This window comes from Candidatus Venteria ishoeyi (assembly GCF_030378065.1).
In the GTDB taxonomy this organism is placed as follows: domain Bacteria; phylum Pseudomonadota; class Gammaproteobacteria; order Beggiatoales; family Beggiatoaceae; genus Venteria; species Venteria ishoeyi.
In genome coordinates, this window is sequence record NZ_JAUCGJ010000055.1 from 1 (window position 1) to 23980 (window position 23980).

Annotated in this window: 20 protein-coding genes; 5 read left to right on the plus strand and 15 right to left on the minus strand. The window is 45.6% G+C overall.

Translation table 11 applies throughout. From position 1 onward, the window contains the following. Positions 1 to 89 precede the first annotated feature (89 nt). From QUF61_RS15400 to QUF61_RS15445, 10 genes are all read right to left on the minus strand, one after another. Positions 90 to 440 (minus strand): DUF2288 domain-containing protein, encoded by a 351-nt coding sequence (locus QUF61_RS15400; RefSeq protein ID WP_289682506.1) that lies wholly within the window; start codon positions 438 to 440, stop codon positions 90 to 92. Positions 441 to 447: 7 nt separating this feature from the next. Next, a complete protein-coding gene (locus tag QUF61_RS15405; protein ID WP_103922464.1) occupies positions 448 to 1197 on the minus strand; it encodes a toxin-antitoxin system YwqK family antitoxin in 750 nt (249 codons plus the stop codon). 26 nt (positions 1198 to 1223) lie between these two features. After that, the gene (locus QUF61_RS15410) at positions 1224 to 2555 is read right to left on the minus strand and encodes a peptidylprolyl isomerase (RefSeq protein ID WP_286019598.1); all 1332 of its coding nucleotides are present in this window, start codon (positions 2553 to 2555) and stop codon (positions 1224 to 1226) included. Positions 2556 to 2566: 11 nt separating this feature from the next. Then, positions 2567 to 4909, minus strand: coding sequence for an LPS-assembly protein LptD (locus QUF61_RS15415; RefSeq protein WP_103922465.1), 2343 nt, complete (start codon positions 4907 to 4909; stop codon positions 2567 to 2569). A gap of 5 nt (positions 4910 to 4914) precedes the next feature. Continuing rightward, complete coding sequence (gspD, locus tag QUF61_RS15420; RefSeq protein WP_289682507.1) at positions 4915 to 7140, minus strand: type II secretion system secretin GspD; 2226 nt, start codon at positions 7138 to 7140, stop codon at positions 4915 to 4917. Between the two features lie 219 nt (positions 7141 to 7359). Further along, entirely contained in the window at positions 7360 to 8949 is a 1590-nt protein-coding gene (locus QUF61_RS15425; protein WP_289682508.1) for a hypothetical protein, read from the minus strand. Next, entirely contained in the window at positions 8936 to 9160 is a 225-nt protein-coding gene (locus QUF61_RS15430; RefSeq protein ID WP_289682509.1) for a hypothetical protein, read from the minus strand. Before QUF61_RS15430 ends, QUF61_RS15425 begins: the two co-directional genes overlap by 14 nt. Positions 9161 to 9232: 72 nt before the next feature. Then, positions 9233 to 9799, minus strand: coding sequence for a 3'-5' exoribonuclease domain-containing protein (locus QUF61_RS15435; protein WP_289682510.1), 567 nt, complete (start codon positions 9797 to 9799; stop codon positions 9233 to 9235). Between the two features lie 269 nt (positions 9800 to 10068). Next, positions 10069 to 10944 (minus strand): PfkB family carbohydrate kinase, encoded by an 876-nt coding sequence (locus QUF61_RS15440; protein ID WP_103922469.1) that lies wholly within the window; start codon positions 10942 to 10944, stop codon positions 10069 to 10071. Positions 10945 to 10970: 26 nt separating this feature from the next. Further along, complete coding sequence (locus QUF61_RS15445; RefSeq protein WP_103922470.1) at positions 10971 to 11729, minus strand: SDR family NAD(P)-dependent oxidoreductase; 759 nt, start codon at positions 11727 to 11729, stop codon at positions 10971 to 10973. Positions 11730 to 12283: 554 nt separating this feature from the next. Between QUF61_RS15445 and QUF61_RS15450 the strand changes: the two genes are divergently transcribed. Next, the gene (locus QUF61_RS15450; RefSeq protein ID WP_289682511.1) at positions 12284 to 12883 is read left to right on the plus strand and encodes a TetR/AcrR family transcriptional regulator; all 600 of its coding nucleotides are present in this window, start codon (positions 12284 to 12286) and stop codon (positions 12881 to 12883) included. 58 nt (positions 12884 to 12941) lie between these two features. Continuing rightward, positions 12942 to 13436 carry a DsrE family protein gene (locus QUF61_RS15455; protein WP_103922472.1) on the plus strand — a complete coding sequence of 165 codons (495 nt, stop codon included), beginning with the start codon at positions 12942 to 12944 and terminating at the stop codon, positions 13434 to 13436. A gap of 188 nt (positions 13437 to 13624) precedes the next feature. Here QUF61_RS15455 and QUF61_RS15460 read toward each other — a convergent pair whose 3' ends face one another. The 5 genes from QUF61_RS15460 to QUF61_RS15480 form a co-directional block, all read right to left on the minus strand. After that, positions 13625 to 14329 (minus strand): CPBP family intramembrane glutamic endopeptidase, encoded by a 705-nt coding sequence (locus QUF61_RS15460; protein ID WP_289682512.1) that lies wholly within the window; start codon positions 14327 to 14329, stop codon positions 13625 to 13627. 122 nt (positions 14330 to 14451) lie between these two features. Further along, positions 14452 to 15627 (minus strand): O-succinylhomoserine sulfhydrylase, encoded by a 1176-nt coding sequence (locus QUF61_RS15465; RefSeq protein WP_289682513.1) that lies wholly within the window; start codon positions 15625 to 15627, stop codon positions 14452 to 14454. 146 nt (positions 15628 to 15773) lie between these two features. Beyond that, a complete protein-coding gene (locus QUF61_RS15470; protein WP_177428702.1) occupies positions 15774 to 18128 on the minus strand; it encodes an AAA family ATPase in 2355 nt (784 codons plus the stop codon). A gap of 140 nt (positions 18129 to 18268) precedes the next feature. Further along, positions 18269 to 19219, minus strand: a complete 951-nt coding sequence (locus tag QUF61_RS15475) for an nSTAND1 domain-containing NTPase (protein ID WP_289682515.1) — start codon at positions 19217 to 19219, stop codon at positions 18269 to 18271. A gap of 17 nt (positions 19220 to 19236) precedes the next feature. Beyond that, positions 19237 to 19800, minus strand: coding sequence for a toll/interleukin-1 receptor domain-containing protein (locus QUF61_RS15480; protein WP_103922477.1), 564 nt, complete (start codon positions 19798 to 19800; stop codon positions 19237 to 19239). 358 nt (positions 19801 to 20158) lie between these two features. On the opposite strand from QUF61_RS15480, the gene nosZ reads away from it, so the two are divergent. From nosZ to QUF61_RS15495, 3 genes are all read left to right on the plus strand, one after another. Further along, a complete protein-coding gene (nosZ, locus tag QUF61_RS15485; RefSeq protein ID WP_289682516.1) occupies positions 20159 to 22438 on the plus strand; it encodes a Sec-dependent nitrous-oxide reductase in 2280 nt (759 codons plus the stop codon). 172 nt (positions 22439 to 22610) lie between these two features. Continuing rightward, the gene (locus tag QUF61_RS15490; protein WP_289682517.1) at positions 22611 to 22928 is read left to right on the plus strand and encodes a c-type cytochrome; all 318 of its coding nucleotides are present in this window, start codon (positions 22611 to 22613) and stop codon (positions 22926 to 22928) included. 74 nt (positions 22929 to 23002) lie between these two features. Beyond that, positions 23003 to 23764 carry a c-type cytochrome gene (locus QUF61_RS15495; protein WP_103922479.1) on the plus strand — a complete coding sequence of 254 codons (762 nt, stop codon included), beginning with the start codon at positions 23003 to 23005 and terminating at the stop codon, positions 23762 to 23764. Positions 23765 to 23980: the final 216 nt, after the last annotated feature.

Below are 23980 nucleotides of genomic sequence, written 5' to 3' on the forward strand. Positions count from 1 at the left end.
CGTTGCCCTTGGCTATATTAATGCGCCCCGTTGGGGCTAAACAACAGGGCTTGTCCGCCCTGTATCTCGGCTTTCAGCCGCCAAATGCTCTAACCCACCCGTCTTTTAGCGGGTGGTTGTTTAGTATTATTTACAACAGGTTGTATCAGCACCCAGGGTTTGATGACAACGCTCCAAAATACGGTGTTTGCAGCAAGCCAGTTTTGCGCCTGTTGATCCGATACCTTGCCTAATTTCCCGGCTTGCATCCAGGTGTTTATGGGCGCTTTATTATCATTGGAGAAATGTAAGGCAACCTCAACCAGATCCAGTTCCTCTGTAACGGCAATCAAGCTGCCATTGGCAAAAAACCGCTGCAATTCCAACCAGGCAATTTTAGCAGTTTCCTGATTAATTTTGACACGTTGCATGTCATTTTGTTCTGCCGCAGTTTCCGTCATAACGGGTTTACTTCTCCGGTTTTTTTTGATTGCCTTTGTGGTCATATTCTACTTCATTATAGGCTTGCCCATCTGCAAAGTGTACAACTTTGAAAATATTACCGTTGGGAAAATAAGTAACGGCTTCGCCTTCTTCCTTGCCATCTTTATAATTGATTAACATGCGCAACATGCCATCTTCATAATAATCCATGCTCGGGCCATTTTTTTTGCCGTCAATGAAGGTGGATTTTTTCAGCAGTCTGCCGCTGTCATCATACCAGCGCTCTTCCCCGTGCTGCTTGCCTTGTTCATATTCCAGTATGCCCTTGGGCTGCCCGTTTTCATGATAATAATGGGTGGCTCCCTGCTGTTGACCATTTTGATACATCAGACTGGAAACCAGTTTCCCTTCCTCGTAGAAATTAGCCTCACCTTCTATTTTTTCATCCTGAAATGGCAGCATTTGCGCCAGCTTACCGGTTTCATCATAGATCAGGGTCATGCCGTTGAGTTTACCGTGGCGAAACTGGGAACTTTGCAGGGTTTTTTCCTGCTCATAGAGTATTAACTCGCCACTGATCACGCCATCGCGGAAAGGGATGGCTTGTAATAACTGCCCGCTTTCATCATAGCTTTGCAGCTCACCGTGCAGCTTTCCGTTTTTCATCGGGCAACGCTCGCTGACCTGACCATTATCGTGATATTCGATATAGGCTTCCGCTTCAGTGTTTGCCTCTTCGCTTGCTGGGGCTGTGTTTTCCGGTTCGCTGTTCATATGGGATGCCAGTAGCTTTGCCCATCCTACAGGCGCAGGTCTACATAAGCTTCATCACGCAACTGCCGCAGCCAGTTTTGTAGTTCTTCTTCACCTTTGCGCTGGCGGATGATGGTGCTGGCTTTACTGCGCAGGGCTTGTTCGCTGTTGTCGTGTTGGCGACGCTCCAAAACCTGAATAATATGCCAGCCATAGCGGGATTTAAAGGGCGGGCTGATATCTCCCACACTGAGGGTTTGCATTTGTTCTTCAAATTCCGGCACCATTTGCCCAGGGCTGACCCAGCCTAAATCTCCACCCTTGGCTGCTGATGCAGTATCGTCAGAATGAGCTTTTGCCAGGTCTTCAAAAGACTGGCCTTCGCGCACGCGTTCCTGAAGGTTGCGCAGGCGTTGCTCGGCATTGTCATCAGAAACCACTTCATTAGTTTTGAGCAGCATATGGCGTGCGTGGGTCTGGGTGATAATGCTTTGATTGCCGCTGCGTTTGGCTTCCAGCTTAACGATATGAAAACCACTGGCATTATGCAATAGTTCGCTGATGTCGCCCGCTTCCATATCAGTCACAGTATCAGCAAATAAACCGGGCAACTCATTACCACGTCGCCAGCCCAGATCGCCGCCTTCCAGGGCGCGTCGGCTATCTGAATAGGTCACAGAGATTTTACGAAAATCCGCGCCATTGCGCAATTGTTCCAATACTTGTTGCGCGTGGGCTTTTTTGTCGGCAATGTCTTCCGGGGAAGCCGCTTCCGGCAAGGCAATAAGAATATGTAACAGATGGTATTCCTGACGGGTGCCACCTTGACGATTGAGGTTGGTGAGCAAATTATCAATATCGCGTTCCGTCACCGTCACCCGGGTTTGTACCTGACGTTGTTGCAAATTACGCAAGGTCAGTTCTTTGCGGACTTCATCGCGAAATTCAGTATAGGGTACGCCTTGTTGTTCAAGCTGATTGCGAAATGAGGCCAGAGAGAGTTGATTTTGTGTTGCAACATTGCGCAGGGCATCATTGAGTTCATTGTCCCCAACACGGATACCGTTTTTTTCAGCCAGTTGCAATTGCAGTTGTTCAAGGATCATGCGCTCTAACACCTGACTTTGCAGCGCATCCATCGGTGGAATGCCAGTACCCTGTTGGCGTAGTTGCTGGATAATGTTTTGAGTTTCTTTCTCCAGCGCAGTATGCGTAATCACTTCATCGTTAACAACAGCGACAATCCAGTCCAGGCGCTCATCAGAATTTGTATTTTCTGCTGCGGCCTGCGCCAGAGAAAATAAAACAAATAAACTGCTGATGACAGCGATGGGGAACGATAAGATCGGTGTCATCAATGTATTTACTGATTGTTTCATGCTATTTCCTGTTAATGACTTGCAAATTCGGTGTCTTCAAATCCGGGTATTGAGCGTTGTAAAAATGCCGAAGCACTTTTACCCAGACCCGCCAGCCCTTTCAGTTCCAGTTGTAAAAATACGCTGCTGGTGTATTCATTTTCCGTGTTCTTTAGATAACGCCGACCCACAACCCGCAGCGCCCAACAGCAACTGTGATATTCCAAACCTGCAAAGGCTTCCAGTGTGGTGCGGCCTTTAAGAGAATAATTCCAGCGTCCAACAGCATTCCATTGGCGGTTAATCGGCCAGAATACGGAAACATCCGTTTGCTCTAAGGCATTGCTGATTTCATTATTAAGCCGATAGCCCAGGTTGACAACTTTTTTGCCCTTATGATAACGCAAATGACCGTAATATTTCTGGGTTCTTTGTGCATCCGGGTCCCAGTCCAAGTCGTGAATAGTTTGCCAGTTGTCGTTAATCGACCAGGAAAACTGTGTCAACAGATTGGAGCTGTTGCGGGTTTGCGTTGCCACGCCCGGTAAGGTCACTCTGCGATTGGCAAAATAAATCATCTGCCCAATACTCAGATGCATCCATTCTTTACCGGTTTCCGGTGATAATAAACGGCTGCTCAGGGCAAAACTCAGGCGATTTTCATCACTGACCCGATCCGTGCCGGCAAAACGGTTATCCCGGAACAATTGTCCAAAACTGAATTCATAGGCTGCGCTGTCAAATACCGGCAGCGCGCTTTGATCTTTATAGGGGCGGTATAAATAGAATAAGCGTGGCTCCAAAGTTTGGATCATGTTTTTGGAAAACCAGGATAGCGGGCGCTCCAGATATAGGCCGCTGTCCATGCTGACATCATATAACAGGCGCGAGTCCTGATACAGCCCACCGTCATGATTAGGAACTTGCTTGAGATCGTAATGGGTGTAACGCAAGCCGATTTTAGGAATCACATAACCCCAGGATTTACGGATGGGGTAATCAATTGCCGCAGTGCTGTCTATGCGATGCCCGATTGCGCCAGTGATGATATCGGTATTGCGATCAAAATATACATATTCCGCATTCAGGCTGGGGTGCAGCTTGCGGTTCAAGGCTGGCAACTGGGTGGCAAACAAGACTTGTGGCAGGCGTTTATAAGGCCGTGATGCGGGTTCTGATAACAGGGTTTGAAAGGACTGCACGCGTCCCAGCACGCTATACCAAGTCCCCATGTAACCTAAATCAGCGCGTTGCTCCAGATGCGTGATGCTGGATAACTCCAAAGTGTTGCCAAAATCTTCCAGATAATGATTATCGGATACTTCATTGTAATGAATATCAGCATAGCTTCGCGCTGTGAAACGACTGAGATGATTTAACTGAATTTGATAACGCTTGGATTGTGCGTCTTCTTTTCTATCAGAGGGTAATATCGCAGCCTGTAGTTTACCGGCAGATTTCTGCGTGAGGTAACGAAATTCACCTTCCAGCATCAGGCCGCGCTTGCTCATAAAGCGCGGGGCAATGGTTGCATCATAGTTAGGTGCAATATTCCAGTAATAAGGCAGGCTGAATTCCAGGCCCCGACTGTTGGAGTTGCCAATATCCGGGATCAGTAAACCGCTTTGGCGATCATCACTGATGGGGAAACGCAGCCAGGGCACATATAACACTGGTACGTCTTTAATCCGAAACACCACATTGCTGGCGCGGCCCTGGTTTTTATCAAAATCCAAGTCGGCAGTACTGCTGCTTAATGACCAGAATTCATTTTTTGGCTGGCAAGTGGTGTAGCGCATATTTTCCAGATGTAATTGTGATTTCTGCTGGCGTTGCATCATGCTTGCGCTGCCGTGCCCCTGTCTTTGTGGCAGCCAGTATTCAATCTGATAGCCGGTGCCGGTTTCATTGCCTTGCAATTCCATCCTGTCACTGCGACTGACAAAATTTTCACCCCAGATAGTGACATCACCGCTGGCAATGGCGCTATCTTCCTGATCCCGGTAACTGACTCTGTCAGCACGTAATAAGGTGCCTTCACGTTCCAGCAAAACATCACCACTGAAAATATATTCATGCGCAACATTGCTGCCATTTTTGAGTTGCATAATGCTTTTATTATGGCTTGGTTTTTTCTCTAATGCTGTAATGGGAAGGGGAACAATGTCCGCCTGATTGGCATTAAGATATAAAAAACCGGAATAAGGCATGGCTTCTTTTAAGTCCGGGCGCTTGGGTATATAGCTATCAATAGCCCGGCAAACCGGTGCATTGCCTTTGCCAGTGTTTTCTGTGCCATCTTCAGCCACGGCAACAGCAGCCGGTAACAGTAAAATCGCACTATAAGCCAGAGCAAGCGATAAGCGGGCAGTCATCAGATTTAAGACCCCACTTCTGTTGCAGCCGTTTTTTCTGGAACAACGGGGGGTGGCATCTGCTGCCGGTCAAAGAATATCGGCGTGGAATCGTTTTCCATCAGTGCCTTAACCCCTTTCATGCGATCTCTGAAACGGCGTACATATTCACGGTTATCCGCTTCCGGATAGATAATCTGCGGCATGATAAAAATCACCAGTTCCCGACGCTCGCGTTTCACGGAATCCGTGCGGAACAAGCCGCCCATAATTGGCACATCCTGAAGATAAGGTGTGCCGGTAAAACCATTGGTCCACAGCGTCTGAATCAAACCACCCATAACAATGGCGCTGCCATCACGTACCACCAGCGAGGTTTCAATCACTCGCTCGTTAAATGACGGCAGTTGCTGTTCTGTACGCGCAGGCCCCGGCGTGGAAACCTCTTGACGGATTTCCATATTAATAATGCCATCTTTATTAATATGCGGCGTGACTTTAAGGATAATCCCGGTTTTGCGATATTGCACTTCATTGGAAGTGGTAGGGTTGCCGATGGTGGTGCCGGTGGTGGTATTGCTGCGGGTAATCACCGGTTCATCGGAACCGACATTAATCGAAGCTTCTTCATTATTGCGCACCAGCAAAGAAGGCCGGGATAATAATTCCACCTGACCTTCCCCATCCAATGCGGTTAATAAGGCAGAAATATCCTTACCCAGAAAACCGATACTGATCCCACCGCTGCTACTACCTATCACACCCGCATCTGTGCTGGCTCCCGATAGTCCCGGTACCTCAATACCCACTGACAAAGCATTGCCAAACAAGGCACTCCAGTCTATGCCAAACTTATGTTCATTAGTGAGTTCAACTTCTGCAACCACCACATTGATCATCACTTCCTGCGGTACGGCATCCAGCAAGGCTATAGTATTTAATAACTGGCGATAATCTCTGGGCGTGGAGCGAATCAAAAGACTGTTGGTGCTTTCATCTGCCACTATCGTAACATTCAACTCCGCTGACACCGCAGCCACAGACGTTGTTTTTTTAACGGCTTTTGTGGCAGGCGTGGATTTTACTTGTTTATTGGCTGTCTTTTGAGGTGTTTTAGCTTTTTCAGTTTTCTGGCGCTGGCGTTTTTTCTGTTCTTCATTATCGAGTTGGAATACTTCACTTAAGGTACCTGCCAAATCCGCCGCTTTCAGGTTGCGTACATGATAAATAAACACCTGCTCGCCACCGGCTTCATTTTCTTCGTCCAGAATCTGAATCCAACGCGCCACCTGTTCAAAACCCCGTCTTGGCGGCGCTACCACCAGCAGGGCGTTAATCCGCTCCAAGGCAATGCTTTCATAAGCTGGCATTTTGCCTTCAACCGCTTTTAACACATTATCCAGATCCTGCTTGATTTCCGAGGCCTTGGCATTGTTCAGGCGAAACAACTGCATACCACGATGGGCAAAGGGATCGGCATCAATCAGACTTAATAAACGATTAATTTTTCTGAGGCGATTGGGGCTGGTGATAATCCCCATGAGATTCAGATTATCCAGGGTGATTAAACGTCCATGCGGTTCAACCAGTGGTTTTAAGGCTGCCAGCCCAGAATCCATGGAAATAAAACGCAGTGGCGTAATTTGCAGCACTTCCGGGGTGCTGCTGTTAGTCAAGCTGGAAGAGGCGCTGCCGATTTCCACTGGCAACAGGTTTTCCTGTTTTTTCAGATAATACACCTGACCACGCTGCTCAATGGTGATGCTGTTTTCACTCATCAATAACTGCAACAACGGCCATAAATCCGCTTGTTTCAGCGGTTTTCCCGGCGCGGTGCGGATGGTGATTTTACCGCTGATGGAAGGGTCCAGCACAATGCTGATGTTCATGGTATCGGCAATCAATTCCAGCAGCGCACGCAGCTCAATTTGCTCCATATTCAGCTCCACCACATTTTCCGAGGCGGGAGCATGAGGCAAACGTGGCTGCTGCTCCTGATAATGACTGATATTGGGCAGACTGCCATTACGGTTGATATTTGGCGAGGGATTTGGTTGTTCCGGGATGGGTAAATCAGCAATGGTGGGCCGGTTTTTTTCCAGCGCCGGGCTGCCTGGCATTTGGGTCTGCGCCAGTTCTTCTGCGGTTTTGGGTGCGCTGTATTTTTCCCGTGGATGGCTGCAAGCGCTCAAGGTCGCAAGCGCAAGTAAAGCCAACAGCCCAAAACGGGATAAAGAAAAGAGTGTTTTCATAGTATTTTTCATATTAAATTGCATCGCTTTCGTTTTTCTGCAAACGCGATGATATTTGATTGCCATAACATGCAGGCTGCGTTGTTTGATCGTTGATTATGATGTTGTAGGCCTATTATAACGTGTCTTTTGGTGGAGACGTTCAATCTTGAACATTGTTTAATGTCAATGGCAAAATCTGGCGCGTAGTATGCTCTTTTCCGGCTGCTAATGCCAGCATCAGCCTATGGCTTTCCACAAATTGCGCCGGTTTTTATATTGGTTTTTCCATGTGCTCAATAATTTATCATGTGCTGCTGGTTCAAATGTTTTAAGCGCGTGTAGCCATTGCGCGTGTTCGCTATATCTGCCATTGGTGACAGCTCCTGGATTGGGCGCGATCAGCAGAATATGCACTCGCCAGAGCTGCTCCAAATCTTCCTGGAATTGTTCCACCTGAAATTGCGCCAGACACTGGCGGCGCAGCGTGCCTGCCTTACCCGAACCATCGTAATCACCATAACGCATCTGAATGACTTTCAGCAATTCGGTATGGTTCCAAAAACCTAAATTTGCCATATCAATGGTCAACAGGGCTACATAAGTGGTTTCCTGCTGAAATTTTTGGGCATTATCCTGTAATGTCTGAAGCCAGTTACGCATATAGGGAATAAAAACTGATACCTTGTCTGCTTCCAGCGCCGCTGATAACAACTGAAACGACCAAGTCTGTTCTGGTTCCAGATGATTTGACGGTGTGCTAAATCTATAATGCTGTGGCTGCATTTCTACCAGTAAATAAGTTTGCCATTGCTTGAACAGCGTTTCGGCAATATTACCCAATGTTGAATGTACGGCCTGATACGTCACTTTTATGGCGGCTATATCATAAGGCTGTTGGTAAATGCAGGTTTGCAGTTGCAGCGTTTGACTGTCTTTGGATTTACCCAGGCGCTTGGTAACTTTTTGCCAATCTACCAGCAAATCATAGATAGCGGGTATATACTCACGATATCCAGTCTGCTCCAGAAATAACACTTTTTCTTTTTGCCACGAAGTTGATTTATCAGCTCTGCCCAGATACACATTTAAGGTCTGCTGCAACAGCTTTTCTGCTTCCGTGTCATTGCCTTGGGCGAGGGCTGCGTCAATCAGCGGACGGCCTTGCGTCCAGTCCTGCTTGAGCAACTGGCGACAATGTTGTAAATGACTGACCTTATCGAAACGCTTGGCATAATTTTGATAAATCAATGACCAGGCATTGTATTTGGAATTCAGGCGTGATTGCCATTCCGTTGTTTCATGATTTTGCTGAAAATAAGCAAAAACTGCACGTTGCATCGCTTCTGTTTGCTTATCGAAAAATTCAATCAGGCTGTCATTATGCCAATTGACCTGAGGTGTGACATCCTCTAGCGCCACAAGGCTTTCCAATAAAAACGCTGTGGGTTGAGCATCGTCTTTGGCACACAGGTAAAGCCACTGAAACATACAATGACTGGTTTGTCTTTCCAGGTAGCAGGGGTCAACGTATTCCATTCCCATCCACTCTGGATAACTTCGTATCGCATCTCCCAATTCCTCCAAAGCATTAAAAAACAGGTTTTCATCTTCAATGCCCAAAGCATAAATAGGTTCCAGTAGTGGAAAAATATCCAGTGCCACGGTTTCCAAATCGGCTGTCAGTTCTTCCCCATCAAAATAAGGTGGCTCCCAGTCCTCTTCCTGACTAATGTATTCACCGTCCTCATCGCCGACTTCATTAATAATATCATTCCATTGCGCCCATACTGCTTTCCATTTTTGCTCTAGTTTCTCATTTGAATACACGTGGCTGGTTTGAATGGATGGATGGTGCGACTGTTACTTCCGGTGGTGATAACAGTTGTTGTAGCGCCATGAGCGTATCGTCTTCAAGCTGCGCCAGCCAATCAGCGTTTTGAATGGATTGCTGCCTAAACAGCACATCTAATAATTCAGCCAGTTGACGTTGGGACAGGGCTTGCAGGAGTTGTTGACCAAAACTACCAGGCATGGACATGGGTTTATGTATCCTCTTTATCAAAGACTATAAATACTAGGAGGCACGGTAATAAAAAATCCGAAAGTGGGCTTATTTCTTCTTCGCCCTAATTTCCTGCCAAATATTACAAAACAAAATACCTTGTTCAATGGCATCATCCAGGGCTTTATGCGTATGTTTTAAATTTTTATCAAACCAATGTTTTGGCATATTCCGCTTAGAACTTCCTCTATATGAGCTTTTCAGCAAGGCCATCGCCAGCGTTTTAATATCCAGCGCGGCATGGGAAAAAGGTCTTTCACCAGTAAAGTTGATCAAGTACCAATATACAAACATAAAGTCATAAGCAGCAGGATAGCCAACAAATACAGGTTTACCAGGAAGAGCTTGCAGCCAGTTCAGGTATTTTTGCATAGCGACATCTGGAGGCTGTAAATTGCTGCGACACGCTTGCCAAGCGACGGGTTGAGACTGCCACCATGTCATAGTATCGGGGTGTTCTGTTGCGCCTGGAAGGGTTTCCAAATTTGCCTCAAAAGTACCATGCATTCTTTTGTCAGCAGTAAATGCGGCAGAAGCAAAACTGAGCATGGAATATGGCCCAGGGATAGGGCCATCAGCTTCGATGTCGGTACTGATATAAATTTCTTCTTTCATATTTTGTTTGTTAACTTAGGCGTGAGGATGAAATAAATACAGAAACTGGGCGCAAGATTTTTATTCATTTTCAAGGCGTGAAAACAGGCGCATAGCAAGCTATGTAACTGTTTTCGGAACGCAGAAAATGGAGAAAAAGACCAGCCAGGTTGCTGAAGTTATAAAATTCTCGCTCCTAAGTGGGTAGTTATAGGCTATTGGGTTTACATAAGCGTGTCAATGTTTAGACCCAGATTGCAAAACAAATATATCCATGCAATGGCGTGCAATCAGTCTTTCTTATAAATCCTGCACCCATCCAAACCACATTTTTTCCCCGCAGTGGCACAGGCAAATTCCAGGGCGGCGGGGAGGCTTTGCTGTCTTAATAAAGCATCAATCATCGCGGCGTTGAAGGTGTCACCCGCACCTAAAGTATCCACCAACCGTTCCGGTGGGTGAGCGTGTGCATGATAGGGCGTTTCTGAATCGGGTTGCAGTCCCCACGCGCCTTGTGAACCCCAGGCGCAGCTTAATATAGCCTGCGGACTTTGCTCGCGTTGCTGCTGCAAAAATTCTGTTGCTTGTTGCGCACCTTGTGCCAAGGCAAATTGTTTGGAAAAAAACAAGACATCAGGCAGTGGAAATAATTGTTCAATGTTATCCCGGGGTTTTTCAATTTCCAGCGATAGCGGAATTTGCGGGAACTGTTGCCGCGCAAACTGGAGCATCTTGAGTGTTTCCAGCACGTTACGCCCCTCAAAGTGCAACCAATCAAACTGACTTAAATCGATTTTCTGAAAGCTGGCAAAATCAAATTCGGGCAAATCCCGGTAATGCTGAATACTGCGTGAGCCATTACGGGTATTTAAGGTGACATAAGACACCGGCATTTTACCTTGGCTTAATACCCGGCACGCGCTGTAATTAATGTGCCAGCGCTCCAGTTCCTGCAAAATTCTCAGGCCATCTGATTCTTGCACATAAACCCCCGCCCAATCACATTGCTGACCGAGTTGGCTTAAAATGGTTAAGGTATTGGTGGCATTGCCGCCGCGCCTAATATCCTGAGATAAAATGCGTATTTCACTGTTCTCCACTGGATAATCAGCAACACGATTAATAATGTCTAAAGTGGCAATCCCCACGCCCAGTATTTTTTTCATGCTTGAATACGCTTGATTACCTATTTTTATGAGCTGCGGCAACCATCCTGAAACTGCGTGTATTCCTCCGGTGCCAGAATTTGGCGAATATCCACATAACTTCCGCTGGGGTAATTTCTCAAGGTACTGACGACCCGTAAAATACGCTGGGCAGCATCATCCGGCTCAGGCATGACCTCAGTACCGCGTGCTGCGCGTATGCGTTGCAAGGCAGGGTATTGTTCGGGATCGGGTTCCACGCATAAATAATCCATCATCTGCGAGTCAATCAGGCCGGGGGCAATCGCGCACAGATGGGTATCTGGTAATTCATGTGCATAAAGATTCATCAACATATTCAGACTGGCTTTAGATAAAGCGTAGGCATTCCAGCCACGACTGCCAGACACTGCGGCACCAGATGAGATGGCGATAATTTGTTTAATTGGCAGGGCGCGCTGATGGAAATAATCCAGAATCACCTTGTTCGCCCACAGATTGATATCCATGACTGGTTGCATATCAGCCAGTGGTGTTTTGTGCAAATCCTGAATTTTACCCAGTATGCCCGCGTTGAGTATCACCAAATCCAATGCATTGATATCTGTCAGCAGCGTATCCAGCGTGGCGGGGATCTGTTCAAAAATACTAAGGTCACAGCGTATATCATGCAATGCAGGCTGTGATATATCGCAACCTTGACGGCTGCAACCATAAACCTGCCAGCCTAAATCCAGATAAGCTTTGCTTAATGCGTGACCTAGCCCCTGACTGTTACCGGTAATGAATAGCTTGTGCTCTTTCATGCCAATCACGCTTTGAAACTTAGGAAGTACTATTGGGAGACAAAAAAAAGGCGCGACGGGCGTCGCGCCAAACCACCATACGAGGTTGCACCAATTCGTTGCCAAAACAAGGGAGGCATGGCAACGACTTGTCTAAAAACAGTTATCGCTCCTGAACGTCTTCGATCATCCTGATCTCTGCTTAAAGACGAAAAGCAATCCAGCTCAAATTGCATTTTTCAGTGCTGCTAAAACGGGGACGAATATCGCAGCAACTGAAAAACACGGTAAAAAACCTGTGCAAGGTTTTTTACTTTGCCCTGACATCCTGTCTGGGAACTGGGGTATATCATAATCAAAAAATATACTAAAAAAAATCCGTAATTCTACTTATTTGAAGAATAATTAATACTTAAAAATAAGCTAATAAATGAATTAAGTGATTGTTTGTAAAGTGCAATAACCTTATCTTCCTGGAATCAGGTAGTTATACGTAAGTGCTTATTTTTTTAATAAAAGTGTATTGGTTTAGAATATTCCTTGTGAACCGAACGTTCATTCTGTAACATGCAGTCATGCAAGCAAGCCACAAACAACGACAACGACCTAGAGGCGAGGCCTTACAGGAAAAAGTCCTGCAAACTGCTTTGGAATTATTTTCTGAACGAGGCTATTTTAATACCTCATTACAAGATATCCGTAAAGCGGCAGATGTCAGTATTGGAGCGATTTATCACCATTTTAAAAATAAAGAAGAGCTGGCAAAGTCCCTTTATGTGAATCTGTTATTACGCATGGAAACTGACATTCAACAGATTCTGGTGCGTGAGACAAATTGTCAGCAACGCTACCGGGAAATTGTGCGTTTCTTATTCCAAATGGCTTTGGATGAACCGAAAACCATGCAGTTTATTTTATCCGCCAAACACCAGGAATATCTGCCAGATGAACCCCCGATTTGTTCATCACGCCCCTTCCGGCTGATGCGACAAGTGCTGGAAGAGGGGATGCAAAATGGTGAAGTGCGCCAAATGGAGGCCTGGGTTGCAACCACGGCCTTATTTGCCGGTGCTTTGAGGATAATGATTTTACACTTGGATGGCGTATTAGAAGCACCGTTAGCAGATTATCTGGAAGAAACGCTGGCATGTGGCTGGCGCGCCGTACACGTTTAGTTTTTTTTGCACTTAAAACCGAACGAATATTCGTTCTTAAACTCAGGAGTATATGATAATGAAATCTTTTTCTCTCTTATTGGTTGGGCCATTGTTATTATTGTTCAGCGCAGTCATGCAAGCTGCTGAAAAGCCCGATGATGCGATGGCCTTAAAAGGGGTCAGCGAAGGTAAGGTTATTTTTGATGTGAATATCAAAGATGCCAAAAAATTGACGCTTTACCTTATGGTGGTTCGTGAAACGATTGATGATTTAAAACGTCAGGGTGTTAAGCCCGATGTCATCCTGGCTTTCCGGGGCTTATCTGTCAAGCTGGTCTCAAAAGATCGGGAAAATGTGGATTTGGCTGAGTTTGGACATTTGGATAAGATCGCAAGCCAGTTGGCTGATTTACAGGAGCAGGGTGCGCGTGTTGAAGTCTGCTCTGTTGCGACACGTTTATTTAATATCAAAAATGATAACTTGTTAGACGGCTTAAAAGCCGTGGGCAATACCTTTGTTTCCTTAACGGGTTATCAAGCCCAGGGTTATGCGAATATTCCGCTTTATTAACACCTAATGCAGGGCTGCGCCCTGCATTAAGGAGTGAGAATTTTATAACTTCAGCAACCTGGCTGGTCTTTTTCTCCATTTTCTACGTTGTAAAAACAGTTACATAGCCTTGCTATGCGCCTGTTTTCACGCCTTGAAAATAAATAAAAATCCTGCGCCCAGTTTCTGTATTTATTTCATCCTCACTCCTAATTAAACAACAAGCTGTAACCCACCCAAAATAATGTCAAGTCCACCAGGATATGAGAAACCCAACTCGCCAGCAGATTAGCATAACGCTGATACAGCAAACTCCAGATAATGCCGCCAAGCGCCACAGTGACTCCAAGCAACCAGCCCCAGAACCAGGGGAAAAACTGCGTGGCGATGACGATATGGTGCGCCGCAAAACTGATGCCTGCCAATACATGCGCCCACACCGATGGCAATAACAAGCTTAAACGTCCAAAGACAAACCAGCGCCAGTAATATTCTTCCAGCAGCGAATGCAGCAAAGAAAAAGCTACGGCAAATAAAATATAGTGCTCCATAACACCCATTTGTATGACTTTTTCACGGATAACAGCAGATTGACCGCGCACCATCTCGCCTAAGGGCGTTTGCATCAAAGCAATAATCAGCAGTGAAATTAACAGGCCGGAGAATAAACCGCTCAATAGGGCTAAGCGATAGGGTTTATCAAACCAGGAAAGACGGGGCAAATCCTGCTGTAAAATCCAATAAAAAGCCAACAGGGGATAGAGCAAAATCAAAACTTTAGTCACGCCATACAGCAGGCGCATTTCTTGTCCGGCATTAAACCAGACAAAATAAAATAAGGCACCAACCAGAGGCAACAGCATTGCAGGTAGCACTGCCCAGAGTATTCGCGTTGAGGAAGGTTGTTTAATCACAATGCTTTACCTGAATTCAGTGTAATTTTACTGTGTCACATTAGTGCTGACAGGCTATTTCGGGCTGGGACTCCATTTACTTTTTTGCTCTCCCAAGATCAAACAGCATAACCTCAGTTAATTTAAAGACTCTCAAAGCCACGCTGCAAATCTGCTTTCAGATCATTAATCGCTTCCAGTCCCACAGAAATTCGCACCAAGCCATCACCGATACCCGCTTGTAAACGCTGTTCCAGCGGTACCCGTCCATGGGTTGTTGTTGCCGGGTGGGTAATAGTGCTTTTGGTATCTCCCAGGTTCGCCGTGATCGAAAAAATGTGGCAATGATCTATCACTTGCCATGCATTATCTTTACCGCCTTTAACATCAAAAGCCAGCATACCGCCACTGCCCAGTTGTTGTTGTTGCGCTAGTTCGTACTGTGGATGCGATGGCAAGCCGGGGTAATACACCCGTTCAACCTGGGGTTGTTGTTCCAGCCAGCTTGCCAGCGCCAAAGCATTTTCACAATGGGCTTTCATCCGTATGCTTAAAGTCTCCAGACCTTTGAGAAAAACCCAGGCATTAAAGGGACTCATGCTGGGGCCTGAGCTGCGTAAAATAGCAAAAATATCATTGAGCAAGGTTTCATCACCAATCACCGCGCCGCCAATACAACGCCCCTGACCATCAAGATATTTAGTTGCAGAATGGATCACCAAATCTGCACCTAACTCAAAAGGTCGCTGTAATACTGGCGTTGCCAGACAATTATCCACTGCCAGCAGACACTGATGATCATGCGCCAAAGTTGCTAAAGCACGAATATCCACCAGTTCCGTTACAGGATTAGATGGTGTTTCCAGAAATAATAAACGGGTATTGTCTTGAATAGCATCCTGCCAGGCAGCGTGATCGGTCAGTGGCACAAAGGTGGTTTCAATCCCCAGTTTGCGCAGTATTTGATCAAACATCACCACGGTGGTGCCAAAAATACTTTGTGAAGCCACCACATGCTCACCCGTTTTCAGCAGGCCAATGACCATACTGAAAATTGCCGCCATGCCGGAAGCTGTTGCAATACAGCGTTGTCCACCTTCCATTGCTGCCAGTCGTTGCTCAAAATTGGCAACGGTGGGGTTGCTAAAACGTGAATAAATATTACCTGGCTCATCACCGGAAAAGCGTGCCGCCGCTTGTGCTGCGCTGTTAAAAACATAACTGGAAGTCAGGAACATGGCTTCGCTGTGTTCATTTTCCAAAGTTCTGTTCTGTCCCGTGCGCACGGCATGGGTTTCCAATTCATAATCATTATTCATATATCTTCTCTTTTATGCGCCTTAAAGTCATTGTGAAGCTTTTGCATAAGTTCAGTTATATGTTATTTTTTAATAAAAAGCCAAAGGAAATAAATGATGTTACGATAAATGTTTATTTCGGTAAGCTGACACCGAATTCAGTTCAGTTACCAATACTCCCGTATCCACTCACCGAGTACCGGAATGCTCAATTGCCCACACTCGGTGATGAGTAGATGGCGATGCAAACAACGTTTGCTGGTTTTATCCAGTTTTATTTTTTCGCCATGTGCCAGTTGTTCAAGGATGGTTTTCCCCGCAGGATTCAGGTTTTGCATGGTGTTACGGAAATAATACGTGGCTTCATCCAGCACCCGTTCTTCTACTTGCAGCACATCATCCAGCGTTGCCTGTTTGCGCGATTGCTCATTAAGGTTCTGCACCAGATAAGAGGCATAAAGTTGTAATAAATAAGGTTGCCCTCCTGTGCGCTTAATCACTGCAACTGCGACAGCTTTGGGAATGGTGTGGGGTGGAAAGCCCACCACCGGACGCATTAATAATTCCAGGGCGGTGCGTGCTTCAAGATAACCGATACGGATCTCCTGAACATTAATAAAATGATCATTCCAGATGTTGTCCAGCGTTTCAAAAGATGCCACGCCGGAAATCAGGATACGTAAATTGCGCCGATGTTGAATAGTGGCGCGAAATAAGCCCATCAGTTGCAGTAACTGACGGCGATTCCCGGAAAACAGCGTTTCCAGTCGTTCAAATTCATCAAAACATAATAAAATTTGCTGAGTTCCCGCTAACTGGTTAATCTGATCCAGCCACTGGGCAACAAGCTGTAACGGCGAACTTACCGGCAAGGGGGGTAACGGCGGCAGTTGCATACGCCGTTCTTTTTCGGCTTGTTGGCAGACCCGGTGCGCTAAGGCCTGAAAAAAAGCACTGGGTGAATCAATCGGATTATCCTGTAAATCAAAAAATACACATAAGGTATCCGGCAACAAGGCAGGGAGCATTTTCAGCAATGAGGTTTTGCCACAACGCCTGGGGCCTAATAAGGCAATAGAGCGACTTTGACGCTTATCAGATAATAATTTTTCCAGTTTGATAATCAGCTTGGCGCGGCCTTTAAAGACTTCATGGCCTTCTTCCGGGGTCAAGGGTTCGCCTGCGCGGAAAGGGTTGGGAATTTCTTGTTGAATCTGCGCCTGGTTTTTTTGACGCATACGTTTAATGGTTTGATGCCAGAGTGTCAATTTCATATGTAATGCATAAGCCAGTGGAGAAGAGTCAGTGACCAGAGAATTGCACAGGGCATTCACAGTATTTTGCGCCTGTGCAAGATGTTGCAAACGGTGATAGGCATAATGCGCAATATGCGCAGCTTGTAAATAACGCCCGATTTCACTAACGCTTAATAAAATGCTGTTAGCATTAGCAGGCACACCAACCAATCTGGGCAGCCAACAACCATTGAGCTGTGCCAAATCTACAAACTGACCATTTTGCATTAATTCATCCAGTTCCTGGGCTTGTAATTTTGCCAGCGCATGTTTGCCATGCTGATATTGCCCTGGTGATAACTGCGTAGTTTTAATCACCTGTTTTGCCAGTATGGGGCGTTGCTTGGCATTCAATAGAATATGCCGATCAATTTGTGGTAACGGCAAAAAGCTGAGATGGTCATATAATACCGGGGACAGATGCAATGTACTCAGGCCAAACCAACGTTGCAGACCGTAGACTAAAGAGGCCCACAAGTATTCCAGCAGCCAGATGGGAAAACGCAGGCGCATCAGGATATAACAGATGCCACTCATCATCGCGCCAATTAAAAACGGATGGCTGAAACTCTTATGGATTTCAAAATCAATGGCAAGGTGATGGATACGAAAATGTGCCAACGCAAAAACCAGCCCGAATAAACTGCCAATAAGCAGCCCCCGCAGCAATATGATTGTAAAATTACAGCAACGCCGATAATTAAACACATGCACCGGGCCATCAATAAAGCCTAATACCAAGCCAGCAATGCCCCCCGCCAGATAGATTTCAGCCAAATAAAAAGTAGGTCTGTCCAGTAAGCTTGCCGGGTATTCCAGCATACTCATAAAAATACCGCCCACCACCACAAACAAGATATTTAACATCAGCGCAGTGAGTACGCCATGAAACAACATCACCAGTGGTGTCAGTGCAAACCCCACCAATAAACCATAAAAGCAGTCATGTACGCTTAATGCTGAGCCAATGATTGCATGGCTGAACCAAGCCAATACCCACCAGCAAATACCAGCAAACAGTGGCGTGACACAAAATAAGGTAGCAAGTAACAGCAACAGGTAACGGCGATATGGTAGCTGAGCCTGAACCGGCAGTGAGTAGATTTTTAACAGCGAAATATCAGGGTTTTCCACCCCCAGCACTTGTAAATGTCGGCTCAATAGCATCGGCTGCATCCATAATTGCCAGATAAATAACGCTAAACTGGGCCAGGCCTGTAATGACATTTTGTCTCGCTGCTGCTTTGGTTTTTTAACCTGTTTTTGAGCTTTAGTCGCCTTGCCAGGAGCTTGTCCGAGAACAGAGGCCGTAGCGAGGGGAAGCTGGCTTGAGGTAGATTTTTTCATTATTTGAGGCAAATATTTGTTTAAAGTTCCTGCTCTAACCATTCTCTTAAAACCTGTCCGAATAATTGTCCGCTATCAGTGACTAAACCGCGCAGACGTAAGCTGCGCCGTTTTACCGCCCGCCCATCCAAACTATTTTTTAATATTTGCTGCTCAGTCGTAGTCAAGCTATTCCAGATTTGGCGTAAATGGCGGCGGGTATCGTCATAAACCTGATCCAGCACCGTTTCAATGGCAATTTGTTTTTTGCGCGCCTGCCACAAATTCGCACCAAACAACTTGAGATAATAAGGATGGCGTCCAGCCCATAAGGATAAAATTTCTTCATCCTGCCTCTCCATCACTCCCACTCCAAGTTGCCAAATTATGGCTGCTGCATTTTCATCCAGTAGCCCTAAACGAATAATCTCCAGGCGTGCTTCCAGGGGCGAGACGGTTTCTACCGGGTGGTTATCTGCTTTGATCAAATCCAAATCCTGACTGGAAGCAAATACCAATACCAGCTTGTACAACATACCCCGCAAGCGTTCAAAAAAGCGCAGCGGGAAACGCTGAAAACAGCCTTCTGCATCATCAATTAATAACAAAGGTGCTTGCTGCCCCTGCGTATTCTGTGCAGCCCAATGTGCCAGCACATTTGCGGCTCGATCAGCTTCATTTTCACTACTGATGCCGGTGATGGCTTCCACAAAATGTTGTACCGAACGACTCTCATGCCCCAGACCACTGAGTTTTACCACCTTGCGACCCTGTCCACTGTAGAGGTTTTCCAGCGCATTTAAAAATGAGCTTTTACCAATCAAGTGATCACCAACCAGAGAAATACTGTGCTGCTCTTCAATGGCTTGATATGCTCGCATCAATTCCTGTTCCCGCCCGATAAAATGTGTGGCTGTAACCGGGTTCCAATAATCATAAGGATTACCGGGCAATACGATAGCCTCTGCTTTTGCCCCCACCGGCAAAGGCACTGATAATTCCGGGGGGGCTAGCGGGGGCGGTTGTGATTGGGTTGCTGAATTTGCCGCGCAAGCTGGCGTATACCCTGTGCAATATTGACAAATGCCCGATCCTGATTAGCCCATTCCGTCACCGGCTTAAATCCGGTGGGCAAACCCTGTAAAACCATAAACGGTGCATCGGTACTGTCCACCGGACGCAGTGCAATTGGCACCACCCGCGCCGTGCCTGCGTGGTGGCGTTGCAATGCCCGTTTCATCTCAATGTCATAACAATAATCAGAAAACAAAAAATCCGGGCTGATTAATAATAAAATGATTTGAGCAGATTCCAGTTGTTGTTTGATATCGGTCTCCCACAACATCCCCGCCTCAATCATTCGATCATGCCAGACACGAATGATACCCATACGCTGCAACAACTTGAGATGTTTTTCCAGGTATTGTCGATAAGCTTCATCTTCATGAGAGTAAGAATAAAACAAGCTGACACCACTGTGGGTTGATTTTGTTTTATTCAAATGAAGTGAATCCGTTGCAGTTGGCGTATCCGTTAAACTAAGCGGGGACACAGTGGTAATCGCGGCAGACATGCATTAAGTTCCCTGATTTCAATCACAAAGAAACTTAAATATACGCTGTTGCGAAATCGGAAATGCGTCAGGCAAGCTGCAAAATGATGAATTCTAGTGGATAACAGAGTATGGAGTCTTGAGCTTTCTTATATAAGCCTGATTTTAATCAAAAAATTTTAATTTTATGTTTTTTATTAAAAGCTTAGCATGGTATAAAACTCGGTTTTGGTGCTTTTGGTAGTGAAATAAGTTTGCATTATATCCAAGTTATAGTCATTATTGATGTGAGTCAAATGACACACTTGTGTATACTGATACACTGCGATTTTAGTTATTTTTACCGTGGACACTTTTTCTTCAAGAAGGGGGATGAACAATGAAAATAAGGCAATTGGCGCTGGTTGGCGGCGTGACTCTGGCTCTGGGTAGTCAGTTCACATCTGCGGCTAGTTTGGATGATGTGATGAAAGCGCGTGGTTTGACACACAAAGATGTGTTAGCTGCGGCAAAAACCTACGTACCAACCGGGAAACGTGATGAATATCTGGCTTTCAGCTCTGGCGGGCAAAGTGGTCAGGTAATCGTTTACGGCGTTCCTTCAATGCGTATTCTGAAATATATCGGGGTTTTCACACCTGAGCCTTGGCAGGGTTATGGCTTTGATGAAGAATCCAAAGCGGTTCTGGCACAGGGTAATATTCAGGGTAAATCCATTACTTATGGTGATACCCATCACCCGGCTTTCACTGAAACCAAAGGTGAATATGACGGGCGTTATCTGTTTATTAATGATAAAGCCAATCCGCGTGTTGCAGTGATTGATCTGCACGATTTTGAAACCAAACAAATCGTAGCCAATCCACTGTATAAATCTGCTCACGGTGGTGCATTTGTCACGGAAAACAGTGAGTATGTCATTGAAGCAGCACAGTATCCCACACCTTTTGAAAATGAATTTGTGCCACTGGAAGAATTTAATGATAAATACCGTGGTGGGGTAACTTATTGGAAGTTTGACAATAAAAAAGGTCGTATTGATCAGGAAAACTCCTTTACGGTAGAACTGCCTCCTTATAGTCAGGATTTGTCAGACGCGGGTAAAGGTCCAAGTCATGGCTGGTCATTTACTAACTCATTCTGTTCCGAGCGTTATGTAGGCGGGATTGAAAGAGGCCGTCCACCTTTTGAAGCAGGTTGTTCCGCTAAGGACACCGACTTTTTGCACATGATTAACTGGCAAAAAGGCGAAGAAGTTGTTAAAGCCGGTAAAGCGAAAAAAATCAATGGTATGAATGTAATCAGCATGGAAACTGCGGTTGCTGAAAACATGTTATACCTGATTCCTGAGCCAAAAAGCCCACATGGTGTAGATGTCACGCCAGATGGTAAAAAAATCATTATCTCCGGTAAACTGGATTCCCATACCTGGGTTTATAGTTTCGATAAGTTAATGGCAGCCATTAAGGCAGGTAACTTTAAAGAAAAAGATCCTTACGGGATTCCGATTCTGAACATGAAAGATACCCTGCACACCCAGGTTCAACTAGGCTTAGGGCCACTGCATACCCAAATGGATGCTAAACCTTGTATCGCTTTCACTTCTCTGTATGTTGATTCCATGATTGCCAAGTGGGACTATTGTGAAGGTAAGGTACTGGATAAAGTTTCCATTCACTATAATGTGGGTCACTTAGTTTCCATGGAAGGTGACTCCGTTTCTCCTGACGGCAAGTACCTGATATCTCTGAATAAATTGGCTATCGACCGATTTAATCCTGTTGGCCCATTGCATCCACAAAATCACCAATTGATCGATATCAAAGGCGACAAGATGGAATTGCTTTATGATATGCCTGTGCCATTGGGCGAACCCCATTACGTGGTTGCGATTAAAGCGGATAAGTTAAAACCAGTCATTCGTTATAAATCTGGTTGGAACAGTCGTGAAGATAAACGTTCACCCTTTAAGACCCGCGCTGGTCGTGAAAAAACCGTGGTCACACCGGGTAAGGTTGAAGTTTTTGGTACCACGATTCGCTCGCACATTACGCCAGAAATTATCGAAGTTACCGAAGGTGATGAAGTCACGATTCACTTAACCAACTTGGAACGTGCACAGGATGAAACCCACGGTTTCGCCATGTACGGACAAAACGTGAACCTGTCGATTGAACCGGGTAAAACAGTAACTGCGAAATTTGTTGCGGATAAAGCCGGGGTATATCCTTATTATTGCACTGAGTTCTGCTCTGCGCTGCATCTGGAAATGGAAGGTTATCTGCTGGTTAAACCTAAAGGTTATCAAGCCACAGAAGTTAAAGCCCAAGAAGGTGCAACTTATACCGAAGCAGACTATAATAAGCAGGTTAAAACCAATATTGAAACCCAGGCAGTGATTGATTCTGTGGTTGGCTTTATCACCAGTCACAATTATCAGGACTTCCCACCGGTTGTAGCTTTGGTTGAAGATGCTACTGACCAGTTGGGTTTTGCCAAGGAAGCTAAAGAGAAATCTGAAGCAGCCGCAGCGAAAAAAGACTGGCAAAATGGCGCATTGTGGGCAAACCAATGGTGGCAATATCAGGTGAAAGCCGCTGATATTGGCTTGCGCGCTAAAACTTATCTGGAACAGCATGATGCTGTAAAAGTTAAGTAATCGCTAAACGGCAGAAGATAAAGACAGCGTTCTGACTCTATCTGCCATGTTAAGAACTGCCATACCCACTTTTGTGGGTATGGCAGTGGTTATTTAAATGCTCTAAGTTAATTGCTGCCGGGATGTCATCCGGCTTTAGCATTTACCGAGGCAATATAAAACGGAGATCAAGATGAATTTTAAATACATAGTCTTATCATTAGGCTTGATTGGCATGGTCAGCGCGCATCCGGTGATTGCCGAAGATGGTGCAACATTGTTTAAGAAAAAAACCTGTTTTTCCTGTCATGGTAAAGATGCAAATACACCCCTGCTGCCTAATTACCCCAGATTAGCCGGACAAAATGCAGACTATGCCCTGGCACAAATGAAAGACATCAAGTCGGGCGTACGCAATAATGGGCAAACAGCGGGAATGAAAGGCGTGATGCATTTGGTCAATGATGAAGAAATGAAAGCAATCGCTGATTGGTTAGCTGGCTTAAAGTAAACTGAATTCGATATTTTAACGTAAAATATTTTATGTTGAATTTCAAAATACAGTCATAACAAGGAAACGTATTTATGAAGCATTTATTTAATATCGGTCTCTTCACCGCTGCACTATTTGCAGTAGGTTCAGTGCACGCAGCAGGGCACGGCGCAGCACCAGCCAAGCCTGCTGATGGCAAGGCACCTGCGGGCTGGAATCAGAACCTGAGTGATGAGGAAAGTGAACAATATCAGGCGATGAATTTACCAACCAGCAGAGAAAATGGTATTGAAGTCTATGAAGTGTGTTCTGCCTGTCATTTGACCGAAGGCTGGGGCATGACCGATGGTACTTTCCCACAACTTGCCGGACAACATCGTAGCGTACTGGTAAAACAATTAGCAGATATTCGTGCCTTAAACCGTGATAACCCAACCATGTATCCTTTTGCCAAAAAAGAATCCATTGGTGGTGTTCAGGAAATGGCTGATGTCACGGAATATATTGCCAAATTACCCATGAATCCTAACAATGGCGTGGGTGCGGGTGATAATCTTGCACATGGTGAAAAACTGTATAAAGATAATTGTGTGAAATGCCACGGTGAAAATGGTGAAGGCATGGCGGATAAATATTATCCCCGTATTCATGGTCAGCATTACAAATACATGCTGCGCCAGTTTGAATGGATTCGTGATGGTAAACGCCGTAATGCCAACCCAGATATGGTCAAACAAATTAAAGGTTTCAGTGATGCCGATATGGCCGCTGTGATTGATTACGTATCCCGGGTAAAACCACCTAAGGAAATGGTGGCTGAGTCTCCTGATTGGCAGAATCCTGATTACGATTAATTAACTTGAGTTTGACGCAGGCTTCTTTCAGTGCTTATGGTGCTGAAAACCGCCTCCGTCTCAGGCTAATGTTTATGTTCGGGTGCTGGTTTGTAACCTGTACCCGAACGTTTCTAGCTTGTTTAGAATTACTGAAATGTTTGAATCTGGGTTGCAAACCCAGGCCCGCATAGTAACCAATGTCCCCTCATTCTCAATTTAAGGGGAATTATTATC